Annotated in this window: 16 protein-coding genes; 10 read left to right on the top strand and 6 right to left on the bottom strand. The window is 49.6% G+C overall.

Annotated elements, in window-relative coordinates; all coding sequences use genetic code 11:
* The coding region (locus tag V7D78_RS13285) for a hypothetical protein (RefSeq protein ID WP_333608935.1) at nucleotides 1–192 on the top strand (192 nt) is incomplete at its 5' end.
* Nucleotides 185–511, top strand: coding sequence for a hypothetical protein (locus V7D78_RS13280; protein WP_333608934.1), 327 nt, complete (start codon nucleotides 185–187; stop codon nucleotides 509–511). The genes V7D78_RS13285 and V7D78_RS13280, both read left to right, overlap by 8 nt.
* A gap of 359 nt (nucleotides 512–870) precedes the next feature.
* Here V7D78_RS13280 and V7D78_RS13275 read toward each other — a convergent pair whose 3' ends face one another.
* Nucleotides 871–2910, bottom strand: a complete 2040-nt coding sequence (locus tag V7D78_RS13275) for a fused MFS/spermidine synthase (RefSeq protein ID WP_333608933.1) — start codon at nucleotides 2908–2910, stop codon at nucleotides 871–873.
* 190 nt (nucleotides 2911–3100) lie between these two features.
* Between V7D78_RS13275 and V7D78_RS13270 the strand changes: the two genes are divergently transcribed.
* From V7D78_RS13270 to V7D78_RS13245, 6 genes are all read left to right on the top strand, one after another.
* Nucleotides 3101–4528 carry a YfcC family protein gene (locus V7D78_RS13270; RefSeq protein ID WP_333608932.1) on the top strand — a complete coding sequence of 476 codons (1428 nt, stop codon included), beginning with the start codon at nucleotides 3101–3103 and terminating at the stop codon, nucleotides 4526–4528.
* Nucleotides 4529–4630: 102 nt separating this feature from the next.
* Complete coding sequence (locus V7D78_RS13265) at nucleotides 4631–5260, top strand: CAP domain-containing protein (RefSeq protein WP_333608931.1); 630 nt, start codon at nucleotides 4631–4633, stop codon at nucleotides 5258–5260.
* Nucleotides 5261–5274: 14 nt separating this feature from the next.
* The gene (gene aceK / locus V7D78_RS13260) at nucleotides 5275–7011 is read left to right on the top strand and encodes a bifunctional isocitrate dehydrogenase kinase/phosphatase (protein WP_333608930.1); all 1737 of its coding nucleotides are present in this window, start codon (nucleotides 5275–5277) and stop codon (nucleotides 7009–7011) included.
* A gap of 186 nt (nucleotides 7012–7197) precedes the next feature.
* Nucleotides 7198–9687, top strand: a complete 2490-nt coding sequence (locus tag V7D78_RS13255) for a ligand-binding sensor domain-containing protein (protein WP_333608929.1) — start codon at nucleotides 7198–7200, stop codon at nucleotides 9685–9687.
* Complete coding sequence (locus V7D78_RS13250) at nucleotides 9654–10400, top strand: sensor histidine kinase (RefSeq protein WP_333608928.1); 747 nt, start codon at nucleotides 9654–9656, stop codon at nucleotides 10398–10400. Before V7D78_RS13255 ends, V7D78_RS13250 begins: the two co-directional genes overlap by 34 nt.
* Nucleotides 10397–10843: a YaiI/YqxD family protein gene (locus tag V7D78_RS13245; RefSeq protein ID WP_333608927.1), complete on the top strand. Its 447-nt coding sequence runs from the start codon at nucleotides 10397–10399 to the stop codon at nucleotides 10841–10843. The genes V7D78_RS13250 and V7D78_RS13245 overlap by 4 nt, the downstream gene beginning before the upstream one ends.
* On the opposite strand, the gene V7D78_RS13240 is transcribed toward V7D78_RS13245, so the two are convergent.
* From V7D78_RS13240 to V7D78_RS13230, 3 genes are read right to left on the bottom strand one after another with little or no spacing between them, the layout of a single operon-like run.
* Nucleotides 10840–11742 (bottom strand): pseudouridine synthase, encoded by a 903-nt coding sequence (locus tag V7D78_RS13240; RefSeq protein WP_333608926.1) that lies wholly within the window; start codon nucleotides 11740–11742, stop codon nucleotides 10840–10842. The genes V7D78_RS13245 and V7D78_RS13240 overlap by 4 nt on opposite strands.
* A 48-nt stretch (nucleotides 11743–11790) precedes the next feature.
* On the bottom strand, nucleotides 11791–12567 hold the full coding sequence (locus tag V7D78_RS13235; RefSeq protein WP_333608925.1) for an alpha/beta fold hydrolase: 777 nt from the start codon (nucleotides 12565–12567) through the stop codon (nucleotides 11791–11793).
* Nucleotides 12558–13565 carry a M14 family zinc carboxypeptidase gene (locus V7D78_RS13230; RefSeq protein ID WP_333608924.1) on the bottom strand — a complete coding sequence of 336 codons (1008 nt, stop codon included), beginning with the start codon at nucleotides 13563–13565 and terminating at the stop codon, nucleotides 12558–12560. Before V7D78_RS13230 ends, V7D78_RS13235 begins: the two co-directional genes overlap by 10 nt.
* A 164-nt stretch (nucleotides 13566–13729) precedes the next feature.
* Here V7D78_RS13230 and V7D78_RS13225 point away from each other — a divergent pair, with 164 nt between their 5' ends.
* A complete protein-coding gene (locus V7D78_RS13225) occupies nucleotides 13730–14431 on the top strand; it encodes a tRNA-uridine aminocarboxypropyltransferase (RefSeq protein ID WP_333608923.1) in 702 nt (233 codons plus the stop codon).
* Between the two features lie 40 nt (nucleotides 14432–14471).
* Nucleotides 14472–14702 (top strand): RNA-binding S4 domain-containing protein, encoded by a 231-nt coding sequence (locus tag V7D78_RS13220; protein WP_333608922.1) that lies wholly within the window; start codon nucleotides 14472–14474, stop codon nucleotides 14700–14702.
* 21 nt (nucleotides 14703–14723) lie between these two features.
* Here the strand turns inward: V7D78_RS13220 and V7D78_RS13215 are convergent, their stop codons facing one another.
* Complete coding sequence (locus V7D78_RS13215; RefSeq protein WP_333608921.1) at nucleotides 14724–15692, bottom strand: sensor domain-containing diguanylate cyclase; 969 nt, start codon at nucleotides 15690–15692, stop codon at nucleotides 14724–14726.
* A gap of 206 nt (nucleotides 15693–15898) precedes the next feature.
* The gene (locus tag V7D78_RS13210; RefSeq protein ID WP_333608920.1) at nucleotides 15899–16276 is read right to left on the bottom strand and encodes a DP-EP family protein; all 378 of its coding nucleotides are present in this window, start codon (nucleotides 16274–16276) and stop codon (nucleotides 15899–15901) included.
* Nucleotides 16277–16371 lie beyond the last annotated feature (95 nt).

Here is a 16371-nt window from a genome sequence, read left to right as displayed (position 1 = left end):
TGGAGCAGCAACTATCTGCAAGTGCCCGTTGTCTTTTTCGGAATTTTGGGAGTCATAGGGATATTTGAAGATATACAAACACCCTATGGCCAATGGGAAGAATACAAAATATATATAAAGTACTATGCTGCTGTATTGGGAGCATTAGGCCATGCGCTTGCTCTTTTTTACGGAAAGAAAATTAATGGCTGATAACATTAGTTCAAGGTTATTAAGCACAGATTACCCACAGTGGCGTAATTTGCTTTCTTGCATAGCGCTGGTTTTTTTGTCTACGGGCGCCGTGCTTATTTGGTGGTATTTGTATTACACACTGCCTGAAACGGAGTGCCATAAAGATGTTTTGTTCCTTTCGGTGTTGTGGCTTGCGGTTCAGTGGGTCGTCATCGGTTACTTGTACTGGTGGCATGGCACGCCTGCATTTGCCAGGATTGCCATAAAACTTTTGATTATGATTGCCAATATTTGGTTTTGCTTTTTCCTTTTTTCGCTTAAACCATGCGGCTTATAGCGCGGCGCAAAGCCAAACCTTAGGCTGGCCAATACAACTAACTTAAACTGTTTTATATGGATATTCCGACAATGTTTAGACATTTATTCACTAAGAGTACAAAGTGCTCTGGTTAATATTGGTGGCGTATCCACTCTGGCGATCGAATGAACTTGTTGGATCGGGTCTTTAAGAAACAGTCTTTGCGTTTGCTTTGGTTGTTTTACCAATGTTAGCTATGCCTTGGGGCTATGTTTTTAAACGTTATATCCTTGGTAAGAACAAGCCTGGCTTTGCAATTGCCGGTGAGCAGCACAGCCAATTATTCAAGCGACAAATGCAAAATGTCGCCACGCCACCTCAACATGAAAGTAGCTTGTCTATTTTAACACCTGCAATAAATTACTGCGCTGATCGCTCCAGCTTACCTCAGGCTTTAAGGCCGAAGGCCAATGGTTTACCCCCTGCTGCAGCTGCGGTTGCTGGATAAAGCGGCTGTTACTGGTTATCAATACCCACTGCGCCGCGGGCGCTATGCCCTCGGCGGCGGTGTCTATAAAGTAAGCCTGATGACCCAGGCTGGCCGCCTGATTACGCAGCAAGCTGGTCAAGTCCAGATAATTATTGGATACATGCACCGCTAACACGCCATCTTCCTGCAGATGCTGCCAGTACAGCTGCATGGCTTCCTGGGTCAGTAAATGCTGCGGAATGCTGTCGCTACTAAAAGCATCCAGTATTAACAAATCAAATTTCGCACTGCCCTGCTGCTGTAATTGCGCTGCCAAAGTTAACCTGGCATCGCCCTCAATAATCTCTACCTTAGCCGCACTGTCTGCCAGATAACTAAAATACGTGGTCGCCACTTTAATCACTAGCGGGTTTATCTCATAAAACACCAGCGTATCGGATGGCCGGCCATATACCGCCAGCGCCCCTGCGCCCAGCCCCACTAGCCCGATGTGTCGTTGCTGTAATTGCCGGACATCACGACTTAAGGATGCTGGCAAAAAATGCTGCATAGCCAGTGCCGCACCTGTGCCTGGCCGATAATAACTTTGCGCTGCTTGCGATAACGGCAGCTGAAGAAATTGCGCGCCATGACTGGTGGTGCCATCTATTAGTTGGCGCTGCAACTGATTATCTAGCGTCACATCACGCACGATAAGATTGCCGTAAAAATTGCGCGCACTATAGACATTATGCTGGCCCAGCTGCCATTCCAGCGTCAGTACACACAGCGCAAACAGGGCGGCCCCGCTGTACCAAAGCCCTTGCTGCCAGACAGCTCTGGCCTGGCGCTCTGTTGCCGGGGCAAAGGCCAACAACAGATAAATTGCCAGCAGCACCGCTAAAAACTCCCAATATTGGCTAAACAGCAACGGTGCCAGCAAGTTCACCGCAGCACTGCCCAGCACACCGCCGGCAGCCAGCAACAAATAAAAACCGGTTAAATACTGCGGCTCGGGCTTAGTGCGTGCCAGCTCACCGTGGCACAGCATGCAGCCACTGAATAAGATCAATAAATACAGCAGTAATTGCGACACTAAATTAAACTGCGCGCCTAAATAAAACAGCATCAGCGCAAATACCATCCCCAGACAAAACAGATAAAGCCAGAGGCCACGCTGATACCAGCCGGGTTTATTAAACACGATAATGTAACTGAGTAAATATAAGCACAAAGGCAGCACCCATAAAAAAGGCACCGGCGGCACATTTTGCGTCAGTTGCTGGGTCACTGCCAACAGCAGCACCACACCCGAGGCCGACAACGCCAACCAGCGCAGACTGTGGCCTTTATGCAACCTGGCACTTTGCCCTTTAAAGCCGGGGGCTAACTGTGCTAACTCACGCCACATCAATAATAGACAGCAACCAACAAAGAGTACAAAGCCCAGCACCCAGTACTGGCGCTGCCCGGTTAAGCTTAAAAAAGGTTCCAGTACAAAGGGATACGCCAGTAAGCCACCAAGCGAGCCTAAATTTGACAATGCATAGAGCCGATAAGGCGAGCGCAGCGCAAAGCGCCCGGCAAACCAGTGTTGTAATAAAGGCCCGGTGGCCGATAGCAGCAAATACGGTAAGCCTATGCTTAGCAGCAATAGCCATAAAATGGCCAATAACGGTGAGCGCTCAGGCGAAGGGTCAACAGGGATCTGCCACAGTAGCGGCAAACTGGCCAGTGCCAGTAGCAATAAGCTGCTATGCAACCAGCGCTGTTGCTGCGGTGACAGATAACGGCTCAGTAAGTAGGCATAAGCATAGCCGGCCAGTAACAGGCTTTGGAAAAACAACATGCAGGCGGTCCAGACTGCGGCGCCACCACCAAAATAGGGGAGCAGTTGCTTGGCCAGGAGCGGCTGGATCATAAACAATAAGGCAGCACTGATAAAAATGGTCAGCGGAAATAACAGCACAGCAAGCTCCGGCGCAGCAAAAAACGCCAAGCCTATACAAAGCGCCGCTCTTGAGCAAGTTGAAACGCTTATAGCTTAGGGGTAAAGCAACATTTGTCGAAGCACATCCCATCAGGTAGACTTGGCTCCTTGCACAAGTTCCTGACATAAAAAATGGATGCGCCAAGCGCACCAACACCAAGGTTTATTTATGGGAAAATTTAAAGTTCCACATACGCTCACGCTATTATTCAGCATGATGGTCATTGCAATGATTGCCACCTGGCTGGTGCCGCAAGGCAGTTTTGAAATGCAAACATTGGATTCAGGCAGGCTGGCCGTGGTACCCGGTACCTTTGCCCTGCTGGAAGATAAAAACTATATGACGCCCTGGCAGTTATTAACGGCCATACCCCGTGCCTTTGCCAGCGCCCAGGATGTGATCTTTTTTGTAATGATTTTAGGTGGCGTACTGGCGATTGCCCGCGCCACCGGCACGGTAGATGCGTTAATTGGCCACATGCTGGAGCGTTTTGGCGAAAAGCCACATATGCTGATTTTTATGGTGATATTTTGCTTTGCCATGGCCTCGAGCTTTATTGGCACGGCGGGCGAATACATTCCCTTTGTACTGATTTTAGTGGCACTGTGTAAAGCCATGCGGCTGGATGCGATGACCGCCGTCGGCATGACAGTAGCAGGTTACGGTATAGGTTATGGTATCTCTGCCGTTAACCCTTTTACGCTGGTTATCGCACAGCAAATTGCAGAATTACCTATTTTATCTGGCTGGCCACTGCGCGCCGCAATTTTCCTGCCCTTTGTGTTGATTGGCTTTCATCATGTCTGGAGCTACTCAAAAAAGGTGTTACAAGATCCGGCCAACTCTATGGTGGCAGATTTACCCTGCCCGCTGGGTGATGCACATGCCGTTGACTACCCTAAACTGGCGCTAAAACATAAACTGATTTTAGCCAGTTTTCTGGCGACCATTGGCATAGTGGCTTATGGCATTCGTATTCATGGCTGGTACTTATATGAACTGGGCGCCAGCTTTATTGCCTGGGGCCTGTTGACCACAGTGATTAGCCGGCTGGAAGTAGATGTCGCGGCTAAAAAGTTTATCGAAGGCGCGATGGAGCTGACCACCACCGCTATTTTGATTGGCGTGGCGCGCGGTATTTCATTGGTAATGGAAGATGGCCAGATTTTGCACTCGCTGGTGTATGGTATGTCATTACCCCTGTCTTATGTGGGTGCTGAAATCGCCGTTGTCGGTATGCTGATTATTCAGACGCTGCTGAATTTCTTTATCCCCTCAGGCAGTGGCCAGGCCTTTGTTACTATGCCGTTGATGGTGCCGTTGGCCGACTTGCTGGAAATCCCGCGGCAGGTGGCGGTACTGGCTTACCAGTTTGGTGATGGTTTTTCCAATATGATTATCCCTACTAATGCCATTTTGATGGGTATCATTGGTATTGCCGGAATTCCTTATGGCCACTGGTTCCGCTTTTGTCTGCCGCTGATGTTAAAATTAATGCTTGCAGCAGCAGTGGTGCTGGTGCTGGCCGTGGTATTTGGCTATGGCGATGATGTCCAGCCGCCTGTTTCGCAAAGCATTAGTGCCATCAGTCACTAATCATTTCACTTAAGCAGGCAGCTGTTGTTGCCTGCTTAAGCATTGACAATGATTTGCTATGAGTTTAACGTAAAGTTAACCTTGTATTGTGGATGATATATCTTGCTGATCTTTATCATCATATTGATGTTTTTTTCAGCATCAATATCTGCAGCCCCTGCCCCGACCGACATCACACCACCGCAGATAGTCAGCACAGCAAATAGCAGTGAGCAGATTGACAAAACCCTTAGTAACATTGCCCATTGTGGTCAGAACGAAGCTGCCCAGCAACTTGCGTTGCTGATCATGCAGGATGCCGATCAACAAAGAGCGACACTACTCTGTCATCCTTTGCTGGCTCAAGCAGCCGCAGACAAGGCAAAAGCCATGGCGCAAGCAGGCATTGTTAATCATTATATAGGTGGTCTGGGTGCAAATCAGCGTTTACGCATGCTGGGGTATAATCTCCCTGCTTTTTACAGCGGTACTATAGGTAACCAGGTAGAGGCAGTAGCGGGAGGGTACAGCACTGCCGAAGAGGCATGGGATGCCTTTAAACATTCGCCCACTCATCGCAGCCATTTACTAGCGGAGCTGCCTTTTTATCAGCAACAAATACATATTGGCGTAGGGTTTTACTACAAATGGTCTAGCCCCCATGTTGAATATTGGGCAATATATATTGCCAGAGAAGCTGCAGCTGAAGATCCCGAAGTAAGCTGTTTTGATATAGGCTGTATACTCCCTTAAAAAGATGATTGCCCATGGCTCAAGCCCGACAAATTGCTGAAATTATATTAAAAGGTTTTCGTAAACATTTCAGGTTGTTTCAGCAGGTCACGGCACGTGCCCGACAAAGGTTTGAACAGGCAGACTGGCTGGCCTACCAACAAGATAGCTCAGAACGAATTCAGTTTTATGATACCCGGGTCAATGAAACTATCGCCGAGCTGCGTGAGCAACTACCGAAAGCATGTTTAAACGAGCCGTTATGGCAGCAGGTAAAACAACAGTATTTACAATATCTGTTGTTTCACCCACAGGCCGAGTTGGCTGAAACCTTTTACAACTCGGTGTTTTGCCGCTTATTTGCCCGCAAGTATTACCATAACCAAAATATTTTTGTCGAATCGACGCTAAACCAGCAGCATTTACCGGCACCAATTTCATCGGTTTATCAGAGTTATTTTCCGGCACAGGATGGCCTGAAGCACAGTATCCGGCAGATTGTCGCCGACTTTGCCTTTGATACCGCCTTTATCCATTTAGAGCACGACATACGCTGTATTGTTAAAAGCTTTATTAAGCAATCGCCCCATGGCCGCTACCCGGTGCATCAAATTCGCTTTGATATGCTCAAGTCGGTGTTTTTCAGAAACAAAGCGGCCTATATCGTGGGCCGGGTGGTGACACCTGATGGCCAGCAGCCCTTTATTATCCCCATGCTGCACCAGCAAGGAGCCGGGTTATACCTCGATACTCTGCTGACTGAGCCACAACATATGAGTATTATTTTTGGCTTTTCCCGCGCCTATTTTATGGTGCAATGCCCGGTGCCATCGGCATTGGTGCATTTTTTACGGGAACTGCTGCCGCACAAAACCCTGGCCGAACTTTATGCCAGCATCGGCTTGCATAAACAGGGTAAAACCGAGTTTTACCGCGAGTTATTAAGCCATTTAGCCAACAGTAAAGATCAGTTTGTCGCTGCCCCCGGCACCCGCGGCATGGTGATGATGGTGTTTACCCTGCCCTCTTTCCCTTATGTGTTTAAAGTGATCCGCGATACCTTTGCTCCCAGCAAAGCTTTTGGCCGCGACACGGTAAAAGCGCGTTATTTACTGGTAAAAAAGCACGACAGAGTGGGCAGGATGGCCGATACGCTGGAGTACTCAGATGTCGCGCTGCCCCGATCGCGTTTTACACCTGAGCTGCTGGCAGAGCTTGAGCAAAGCATTAGTGGCTCGCTGCAATGTGAAGACGATATGGTGATTATTAAGCATCTGTATATAGAGCGGCGCATGATCCCGCTTAACTTATATCTGGAGCAGGTAAGTACTGAGCAGCAAGCCGCCATTATTAACGACTATGGCCTGGCACTAAAAGAAATGATTGCCGCTAATATTTTCCCCGGTGACATGCTTTTAAAAAACTTTGGCGTGACCCGCCATCAGAGGGTGGTTTTTTATGACTATGACGAAGTGCAGTACCTGCTGGATGTGAATTTTCGTGCCCTGCCCAAAAACGATAATTTTGAAGATGCCATTAATGCCCAGGCAAACTGCTGGGCCGAACCTGGCGATGTGTTCCCGGAGCAAATTACCACCTTTGTCACCCCCAAAGCCGAGTACCGCCAACTGCTATTGCATTATCACCCGGAGTTAACCGATCCCGCTTATTGGCGACAAAAGCAATATGCTATTCGCAGTGGTCAGGTAGAGGATATTTTCCCGTACCCGCAACAGCTGCGTTTTTGCCAGCAATACCCTGTTACCGATTAAAATTATTCTAGCTAATACATTGATTTAAGATAGCTCTTTGACTAAGTTAATGAGGTATTCACTAATCAGTTTCCCTCACCATTACAAGGCCATAGACGTCTGATGTCGCAACCTGATGTGTGCCGCAAGTTTGTAATGATATGTTGCCTGCTATTACTGTGCAACAGTGATCGTGCAACAGCTCAGTTGTTACCGATTAATTATGGTTTATTTCAGCAGATCGGTAATGAGGAAGATATTCCCGATAATGTAGTAACCCGACTGATGCAGGATAAACAAGGTTACCTGTGGATAGCCACGCCAGCGGGTTTGATCCGCTTTGACGGCTATCGCTTTCGCCAGCATCTGCATGATGAACAAGACCCGCACAGTATTGCCGGAAATTTTATTTTTGACTTGATACAACGCGCTGATGGCAGTATCTGGCTCCTGACCTCGCCAGGTGGTGTGGTTATCTATCGTCCGGACACTGAGCAATTCAGCGTATTACAACTTGCTGACCCGCAGCAACAAAGCTTACTGCAACATGCCCGTACCCTGATTGAAGATAGCAACGGCGGACTCTGGCTTGGTAGCAGGCAAGGTTTAGCGCTGCTGGCTAAGGATCAGCAAAGCGTTGAGTTTTTTTCAAGCCAGCCGCCACACCCCCCTATTAGCCAGGTGCGGGCCTTACTGGCCATAGAGCAAGGGGTGTTAATTGGTGGCAGTGAAGGTTTATTTTACTATCAGCATGAGCAGCAAATAGTAGGCTATTTACCGCTGCCCTGGCTAAACTCAGAGGCCTCAAAGCAAATTCTTAGTTTAAGCCAGAGCACTGACGGTGTTATTTGGATTGGTACAGCCAGCCAAGGGCTGTACCGGCTTGAGCTCAATACAGGTCACATGCAACATATCGCCAGTGAGCGACAAGGGTTGCAAAGTGAATCATCCATTTTCAGCCTGCTGCAAGTGTCAGAGAATGAGCTGTGGCTGGCACGCTTTGATGGTATAGCGCGGCTGCAATTAAGCAACCAGCAGTGGCTTGGTCATTTTAGCGCTGATATAACCGATCGTTTTTCTTTAGCACACAACGATGTGCGCACCTTACTCAAAGATCAGGCTGGTCAGCTTTGGGTTGGCGGCTATGGTGGAGGAGTTCAGCGTTTTAATGGCCAACCGGCTATCCGTTTGCTGCGCACTAGTCCAAAGAATAGCCCTTTTGCATTGGCTAGCGCCAATATCAGCAGCATCTTAGAGCGCAGCAATGGTGAGATCTGGCTGGGTAGTCGCGGCGATGGCATCGAAGTACTAGACAGACAAATTGGTGTCATTCAGCGTATCCTGCCCTCGCCTGACGATCCTGGCCAGTTGCAACATGGCTGGATCACCAGTATGGCGGAACACAGCGATGGCAGTTTATGGCTTGGCGTCAATCCGGCGCAACTGTACCGGCAAGCTCCGGCCAGCAAGGATTTTCAGTTAATCAGCACCGAGCAGGGTTTCTGGCAAGCCAATGTACGCAGAATTTTTAGCGACAGCCAGCAGCGCTTGTGGCTGGGCACCAGCAGCGGCGTTGGGCTATGGCAGCAAGACACTGGCCAGTTTAGCCGGGTATACGATGCCAGGCAGCAGGTTTTCACTGATTATATTAATGCTTTTGCTGAAGATCAGCAGCAACAGCTATGGCTGGCCAGTGGCGATAATGGCTTGTTCCGGCTTAATGCCGCGACCCTGCAGGTTGAGCAGCCTCTGCTCAGTGCTACAAGCGTTGCCATGCCTGCTTCCATTCTTGGGCTACTTTACGACGCCCAGCAACGGTTATGGCTGGATACGACTACCGGCTTGTTTGTTATAGATGACAGCAGCGCTGATGCCTTGACTATTCGTCCTGCCAGCATAAGCAATGCCAATAACCGCAGTCAGATCAGTAACCACAGTGTTGGCGCCAACTTGTTGCAAGATAGCAAGGGCCGCATCTGGAGCCAGCGTTATGTATACGCCCCTGCGTTTACTGAGCTATACCCGCTGACCCTTGCCGATGGCGTGTTTTATGGCACCAACTGGTATCGCTCTTTTTCAAAAACCCGAGATGGCTTAATGCTATTTGGTGGCAGCGATGCAGTGCTGCTGATTGATCCCAGTCAGTTCCGGCCCTGGCAATATCAACCTGCGGTGCGGGCCAGTGCCATTTTAATCGACGGTCAGACGCAACATGCTAATGCGACTGCCATTCGCTTGCCAGCTGATGCCCGCGGTTTTAGCGTAGAATTTGCTGGCCTGGATTTATCCGCCCCAAACCGATTGCATTATCGTTATCAACTGCAAGGGTTTGACCCCGATTGGCGCTATACCGATGCCAGCCAGCGCCAGGCCAGTTACACCAATTTATGGCCTGGCCACTATCAGTTAATCATAGAAAGCACCAATCGCAATCAGCTGTGGAGCCCACATCGTTATCAACTGAGCGTCACAGTGTTACCTGCTTTTTGGCAAACGCCCTGGTTTATCGTGCTACTGATAATGTTATTGCTGTTATTGATGGCAAGCATTATCAAACTACGAACCCGTATGCTGCGCAACCAGGCGTTACAATTGGCTTTTGAAGTAGAAGCCCGCACCGATGAATTAAAAACCGTGCAAAAAATCTGGTGGAAAAAGAAAAAATGGCGGCACTGGGCCAGGTCGTGGCAGGCATAGCGCATGAAATTAACACCCCGCTGGGCATTAGCGTGACCGCTGGTAGCCTGTTAATGGAAAATACTGAAGCAGTACAGCAAAAATTTGAGAAAAAAACCCTGACCGGCAGCCAGATGCAGCAATACTTGCAACAGAGTCTTGAACAGCTGCAACTGCTGAACTCTAACCTGCAACGCTCGGCTGACCTGGTACAAAGCTTTAAAGAAATTGCCGTGGAAAACCGTAACAATGCTCTGGAAACGGTGAATATTAAGCGCTGGCTGGAGCAGCGGATCCGTTTATTTGGACAGGCACTTTATATGCATCAGGTTAATCTGAGCTGCCCCGCCGATTTACAGTTGCACTTCGCCACCAGCGCGCTGGAAACCGTGTTGTTTCAACTACTGCATAACTCATTGCTACATGGTTTTACCGAGCAAAGCAGAGGCCAGATAGATATCAGTCTTAGCTATGCCGATCAGCAATGTATTCTGGATTACCGGGATAATGGCCGTGGCGTAGCAGCGCAAATGAGCCAACACATTTTTGAGCCCTTTGTTACCAGCAAGCGTGGCAGTAATTGTAAAGGTTTGGGCCTGCATCTTTGTTATAATCTGATGACACAGGTACTGGGTGGCAGCATTGAATTGCTGGAAAACGCCCCTACTGGTGCCTTGTTCCGACTCACATTCCCGGTCAGCGATAACACGCCAGGCCGTACTGAGGTTGTATGACCATCTGGGTAGATGCCGATGCCTGTCCCACAGTCATTAAAGATATTTTATACCGGGCGGCTGAGCGCAAAAACATTAATACTGTGCTGATTGCCAATCAGCTACTGCGGGTGCCTCCCTCACGCTATATCAGCAGCTTGCAGGTTGCGCATGGCTTTGATGAAGCAGATAATGAAATTGTCCGCCGTTGCCAACACGGCGATCTGGTGATCACCGCCGATATCCCGCTGGCCGCAGAGGTGCTGGCTAAGGGCGCCGCTGCGTTAAACCCCAGAGGTGAACGCTATAGCCCGGATACCATTAGACAAAAGCTGACGATGCGTGATTTTATGGATACCTTGCGCAGCAGCGGTATTCAAAGCGGTGGCCCACCGCCGCTTAATCAGGCCGACCGCCAGGCCTTTGCCAATCAACTGGATCAGTGGCTGCAACACTCAGCTTAGCCTGACCAGGCCGCTAATGGCTGCTTACTTTCAACACTGTGTAACTGCCCGGAAACCGGATCGATAAAACTCAGTTTCGCCGCTAACAATTGCAGCGGTGTATCAAATTGCGGTGCTTGCTTGGGTTTTAGCTTTGGATAATAGTTATCATGCAGTATCGGCATGCCCAGGCTGAGCATATGTAAGCGCAGTTGATGGGTTTTGCCGCTTAACGGCGTTAGCTGAAATAACCCCAGCTCGCCACGTTTTTCAAGCAATACTATCTCAGATATCGCATTGACCTCACCCGGCACTATGGCATTAATAAATCGCGGCGAGCCTTTTTCAATGCGATTTTTAATATGCCAGTGCAAAGGTAAAGCCGCCGCTACAGCTTCAGCCGTTAAAGGCGCTACCGCCAAATAGAGCTTTTTTATAAGCTGCTGGCTGAACAACTGGTAATAAGCCGGCCGGCTGGTGGCATTCACTGAAAACATCACCAGCCCTGCGGTGTCACGATCCAGCCGGTGTAGCGGTACCATATCGGTTATGCCGGTGTCACGCTGTAGCCGTGCCAGTAAGCACTCATTAACGTATTCTCCGCCTGGCGTGACTGGCAAAAAATGTGGTTTATCTGCTACCAGTATATGGGCATCCTGATACACAATTTGCTGTTCAAAGGGAATGTGCGGCTCAACCACCACTTCGCGGTAATAGCATAGCCGCTTGCTCGGCAAAAAGGGCGTATCAGTGGTAATGGCCTCGCCATTAAACCAGTGCACCTTGCCCGCAGCAATACGTTCACGCCATATTGCCTCGCTGATATAGGGGAACTGACTGCATAAAAACTGCAAAACCGTGCTCCAGCCCTGGTTGGCGGCGGGTAGTGTGATTTCAGAAGCTTGACGGGCGATAGACACGTGACTTTCCGTAAATGGGCTTGTTGCTAACAATAATCAGCCGTTAGCTTAGCATAATGACTGAATAAAGGCCGCAATTTGCGTGGCTAGCCAGGCAGGATCGTCCAGCCCTATATCATGACCGGCCCAGCTATGCTGCTGATGCCTTGCCTGTAAAAAGCTTGCTAACGCCACTGAACATTGCGGATTCACCAACTTATCGGTCTGGCTGCTGATAACCAGCGCCGGGCAACAGGGCTGTTGCTGTAGCACAAAACGACTGGCTGCCAGCAGTTGGCGCAACGCATTACTCATAGTGACTGGCCTTTGCTGCTGCCAGCGCTGCCAATGAGCCACAATAACCGGGTCTTGGAAAGCGCGGGCTGTCGTCAGTTGCAAAATGCGCTGCTCCCGCCTGGCACTTGATAGCCACAACAAGCTGGCCAGTGCCGGGTAGTTTTGCCAGCGCAGGCGTTGATAAAATGGCGCCAAGGGTTTGGCACTGCTGTTAATCAGCGTAATGGATGCCACTTCCTCAGGATAAGCCAGCGCCCAGTCGGCTGCCAGCATACCGCCTAACGACAGCGCCACCAGATGCACCTGGCCATGATTATTGGCATTAAGCGTAGCCTGCTGCCATTGAAGGCGCACTGATTGGCGCAAGCCACTTATATGACTGGGCGAACGCTGTTGATACAGCTCGCCAGCCCCGGCAAAGTCAAAGTATAACAGCGGGTTAGTCAGCTTTGCCGCCAGCATTGGCCGAAACGCCCCCCAATGCCGTTGCTCACGGGTCAGGCCGCGCAGCAGTAGCACTGGGGTGTCGCTTGCCGCGGTTAATACCATAATTTGACCGCCGCAGCCTTGAGCTGGTCACGTGCTGGCACAGGCAACCATTGTTGATAAGACAAGGTCGCGTTAATTAAAAAGTTAATCAGGATCAGGTGGCTGCGTAACACCCGCTTCACCCGATGTGGTTTCACCGGATGAAACATGCCGAGGCTGGAGAGTAACTGAAACGGGTTTTTGCGCACCCAGTTCCACGACCCCATTTCCAGCGTTAATGGCAGCATCAGGCTGTTATGGGCTAATGCCTGATCATATAAATAATCCCATATATCGCCATGACACAAATAATGCTGCGATTGCGGTTCAAAAATATAATTCTGGTGCGGATAGGTCTCAAACAGCAGCTGGCGCAAACGATACATTTCGGCCAGATGAGTAATCGGCTGGCGGCGGCTTTTGGCGTAAGGAAACCACAAACGATCTGTACGGCCAAAACCCGAGTGGCAATCCAGTACCAGCGAAAAGGGCCGGGTAAATAACTCGCGGCTGATAAAGCTTACCAATGCCTGATTTTCCGCTTCCATTACACCAGGCTTGCCTCGATGCCAGGGCAGCACCGGGCTCAAACGATGGCCGCCGACCAACCAGGCCGCCCCTTCGGTGCAATCTTGCGGCGCGTTACGCATAAGATCAACATGGTTAGCATTGGAACGCCAGCCATTCGCCATACCGGCCGGGTTTAACAACGGCATAAAGTAAATACAGCAGTGTGCCAGCGTATGTTGCAAGCAGAGATCCCAGGGTAACCGTTGCAACAAGGTTTGCAGGTAAGCCAATATCACCTGGGTGCCAATTCGCTCCAGCCCATGCACGCCCCCCACCAGCACTATAGCGGGCAAGCGAGGATCCGGATTGCCAAGCCTTAACGCATAAAGCGGCAAGGGCCCACTGCCATGAGGCACGGTACAGAGTAGCTCAGTATGCAGAGCTGCGGGTGCCGTGGCAATCAGTTGCTGCAGTTGTGCCAACTCGGGTAATAGCTCTTCTGCTGACAAGCCAACCTCAAAAAAACAATGTCTTTGATATCACAGCATATCTCAGCAACCGCGGCTAAAAATGGCAGTTTTATGAAGATTTATCACTGTACCCACTATATTTGTCTGCGCTACTCAGTGCGAAAACCGTTACAATAGCCGCTTTTTTAAGGTCTGGCTGTGTAATGGTTATGTCGCCTATCAATGCTGTATTACAACTGCGCACCGAGCAACTGGCAAAATCGCGCCGGGTATTTAATGCCCGAGGCAGTAAAGTGATCCGCTGCGAGCATTGCCTGCTTCCGGCTACCGAGTGTATTTGTGCGGCTAAACCCACTGCTGCCGGCCACTGCGCTTTTTGTTTTATTATGTACACCGGCGAGTGTTACAAACCCAGCAACACCGGGCGGCTGATTTGTGATGTGATAGCCGATAACCATGCCTTTGTCTGGGATAGAACCCAACCCGATCCGGCGTTACTGGCACTTTTAAGCGATAGCCGCTATGCCCCGGTATTGGTATTTCCGCAGCAATATGCCTCGCCAGAGCGTTGCTTACAAAATGCCGCACAATTACACAATGCAACCAGAGGTAAAATCCCGCTGTTTGTGATGCTGGACGGCACCTGGCGAGAAGCGAAAAAAATGTTTAAAAGCCCTTATCTGGCTGAAATGCCGGTACTGGGCATTCAGCCCGAACAGGCGTCACGTTATGCACTTAGAGAAGCAGCGCACTTGCATCAGCTGTGTACAGCAGAAGTGGCGATAGCGGTGTTAGCTATGGCCAACGAGACAGAGGCCGCAAAGCACCTGGCCGATTATTTTAGCGAGTTTCGCCGTGCTTATCTGGTCGGTAAACCGCACTTAAACTTAAGCGAACCTGCATAGGCGCTTTATTACTAAGCAACAATGATACAAGGCAACAATAATGAGCAACAGTATCCGCGAAGTGGTTCTTCAGAAACAACCGGTAGAGCTATACAAAATTCTGAAATTTGAAGGCTTATGCAGCAGTGGTGGTGAAGCCAAAGCCGCAGTTGACGCCGGTCTGGTTAAAGTGAATGGCGTCGTTGAAACCCAAAAACGCAAACAGGTGAATGCCGGCGATACGCTCAGTTATGCCAACGAAACCTTTATCTTGACGCTACAACAGCTTTAAACCGGCCGGGTGTTAAGCGATTTAATTACCGCTGTTAATACAATCACGGCCGTCAGATTTTGCCCGGTACAGTGCCGTATCAGCTGCGCATAATAATGCCAGGCTGGTACGATACTGGCCGTTAATTTCAGTTGCCACACCCTGACTGACGGTGACACTGACTGTCGCAGGTAAACCGGCATCGCTAAAGGCCAGTTGTCGAACGACCTGCTGTACGTCGCGAGCCACTTTTAACGCGCTTATTTCATTATGATTAGGTAAAATCAGAGCAAATTCTTCGCCGCCATAGCGCGCGGCCAACTTGGCCTCTAGCGGCATGGCTTGCACTATAGCCGCAGCGACTTTGCGCAGACAGGCATCCCCCTGAATGTGGCCATAACTGTCGTTAAACTGTTTGAAAAAATCGATATCAATAATCACCACACTCAATGGCCGCCGTGCGTCGCTGCATTGCTGCCATTGCTGTTGCAGCTGCTCATCAAAACCACGGCGGTTAGCCAGGCCAGTTAAAGCATCGGTAGTGGCCTGTAAGCGCAGTTGCGCGCACTCCGCCTTGTACCGGCTTAAATCACGCATCACCAGTACTAAGCGCGCTGCGGGTTCTGGTAAAAAGGACACGGACAGCTCAATGTCTTTTATCGCACCATCGGCACAGCGTAGCGCCATTTCGGTCGGGCCCGCCTGCAAGGATAAAATACGCTTGGCCACCATCTTTACCAAGCCCTGGTATTGCTGTTGGCAACGGTTCACTAAAAACTGCGGCCAGGGCTGGCCAATCAGTGGCTGTCCGACGCAATTTAATAACAAAGCGGCTTTAGCGTTGGCACACTCAATAGCGCCATCGGGGCTGACGATGAGCACCGCCTCGGCCAGATACTGAATAAAACTGCCGACATTCAGGCCGCTGGCCAAGCCGTTATCATCTGCCCACAGGCTATCATCATTCAGAGCCAGCGGTTGCAGTTGGTTTTTGTTGTATGCAGTGTTCATTGGCTTAACTCACTCAGTTGGCTTTACTGCTAGCAACTTTACCCTGTACTGTCTACTACAACCTTCTGACAACCTTCTGATTTAAGTTGTTGTTTATTATAAAATAAAAGCCCTTAAAAGGGCTTGACGGAAGAAACTTGTCGCATCAGTCAATCCTAATTGCGACATTGTTCTGGTTCAGTTCAAACTTGTATGGAACGCTAATATCAAGGTATAGGGTCATTTTTAACTTCTGGATCCGGACTCAGTACCATCAAGGTATTTGCAGCATTGGTTAGCACAAACTGAAATTTGGTGCTACCAGCGCTGCGGTCCATATCCAGCATCTGTATCAACTTGCCATCGCTACTGACGGTTATGGCATCAATAATACCGTCAAAAGGGGTTATAAAACCCACACCAATAAACTTCAGGTCTTTGCCCGTGTTGTCAACCAATTGATAAGTAATGGTGCCAGCTTCTGTTACCGTAACATCACCGTTGGCTAAAGGTGCGCCAGTAGTAGTTTGGTAACTAAATACCGGCTCGCCATTTTCCAGATTGACAACAACCTGAATTAAACTGGCCGCTTGGGTTAAAGGCATAACATATTTCCTTGTGGTTAAAGTTAAAAATTAAAATTGACTAGGTCATTTTGCTGCAATATGGCAAGAATGTCAGGGTTGTCTTGCAGCTCCCC

Origin of the sequence: Arsukibacterium sp. (genome assembly GCF_036735525.1) — a bacterium.
Taxonomy (GTDB): domain Bacteria; phylum Pseudomonadota; class Gammaproteobacteria; order Enterobacterales; family Alteromonadaceae; genus Alishewanella.
Note: the sequence above shows the minus strand (reverse complement) of the source record. Positions and strands in the feature narration are given on the sequence as shown.

What these genes read in the sequence shown, in the direction of transcription:
- V7D78_RS13280 (WP_333608934.1), top strand. Translation starts at nt 185, where the DNA reads ATGGCTGATAACATTAGTTCAAGGTTATTAAGCACAGATTACCCACAG.
- V7D78_RS13270 (WP_333608932.1), top strand. Translation starts at nt 3,101, where the DNA reads ATGGGAAAATTTAAAGTTCCACATACGCTCACGCTATTATTCAGCATG.
- aceK (WP_333608930.1), top strand. Translation starts at nt 5,275, where the DNA reads ATGGCTCAAGCCCGACAAATTGCTGAAATTATATTAAAAGGTTTTCGT.
- V7D78_RS13250 (WP_333608928.1), top strand. Translation starts at nt 9,654, where the DNA reads ATGGCGGCACTGGGCCAGGTCGTGGCAGGCATAGCGCATGAAATTAAC.
- V7D78_RS13245 (WP_333608927.1), top strand. Translation starts at nt 10,397, where the DNA reads ATGACCATCTGGGTAGATGCCGATGCCTGTCCCACAGTCATTAAAGAT.
- V7D78_RS13235 (WP_333608925.1), bottom strand. Translation starts at nt 12,567, where the DNA reads ATGGTATTAACCGCGGCAAGCGACACCCCAGTGCTACTGCTGCGCGGC.
- V7D78_RS13225 (WP_333608923.1), top strand. Translation starts at nt 13,730, where the DNA reads ATGGTTATGTCGCCTATCAATGCTGTATTACAACTGCGCACCGAGCAA.
- V7D78_RS13220 (WP_333608922.1), top strand. Translation starts at nt 14,472, where the DNA reads ATGAGCAACAGTATCCGCGAAGTGGTTCTTCAGAAACAACCGGTAGAG.
- V7D78_RS13215 (WP_333608921.1), bottom strand. Translation starts at nt 15,692, where the DNA reads ATGAACACTGCATACAACAAAAACCAACTGCAACCGCTGGCTCTGAAT.
- V7D78_RS13210 (WP_333608920.1), bottom strand. Translation starts at nt 16,276, where the DNA reads ATGCCTTTAACCCAAGCGGCCAGTTTAATTCAGGTTGTTGTCAATCTG.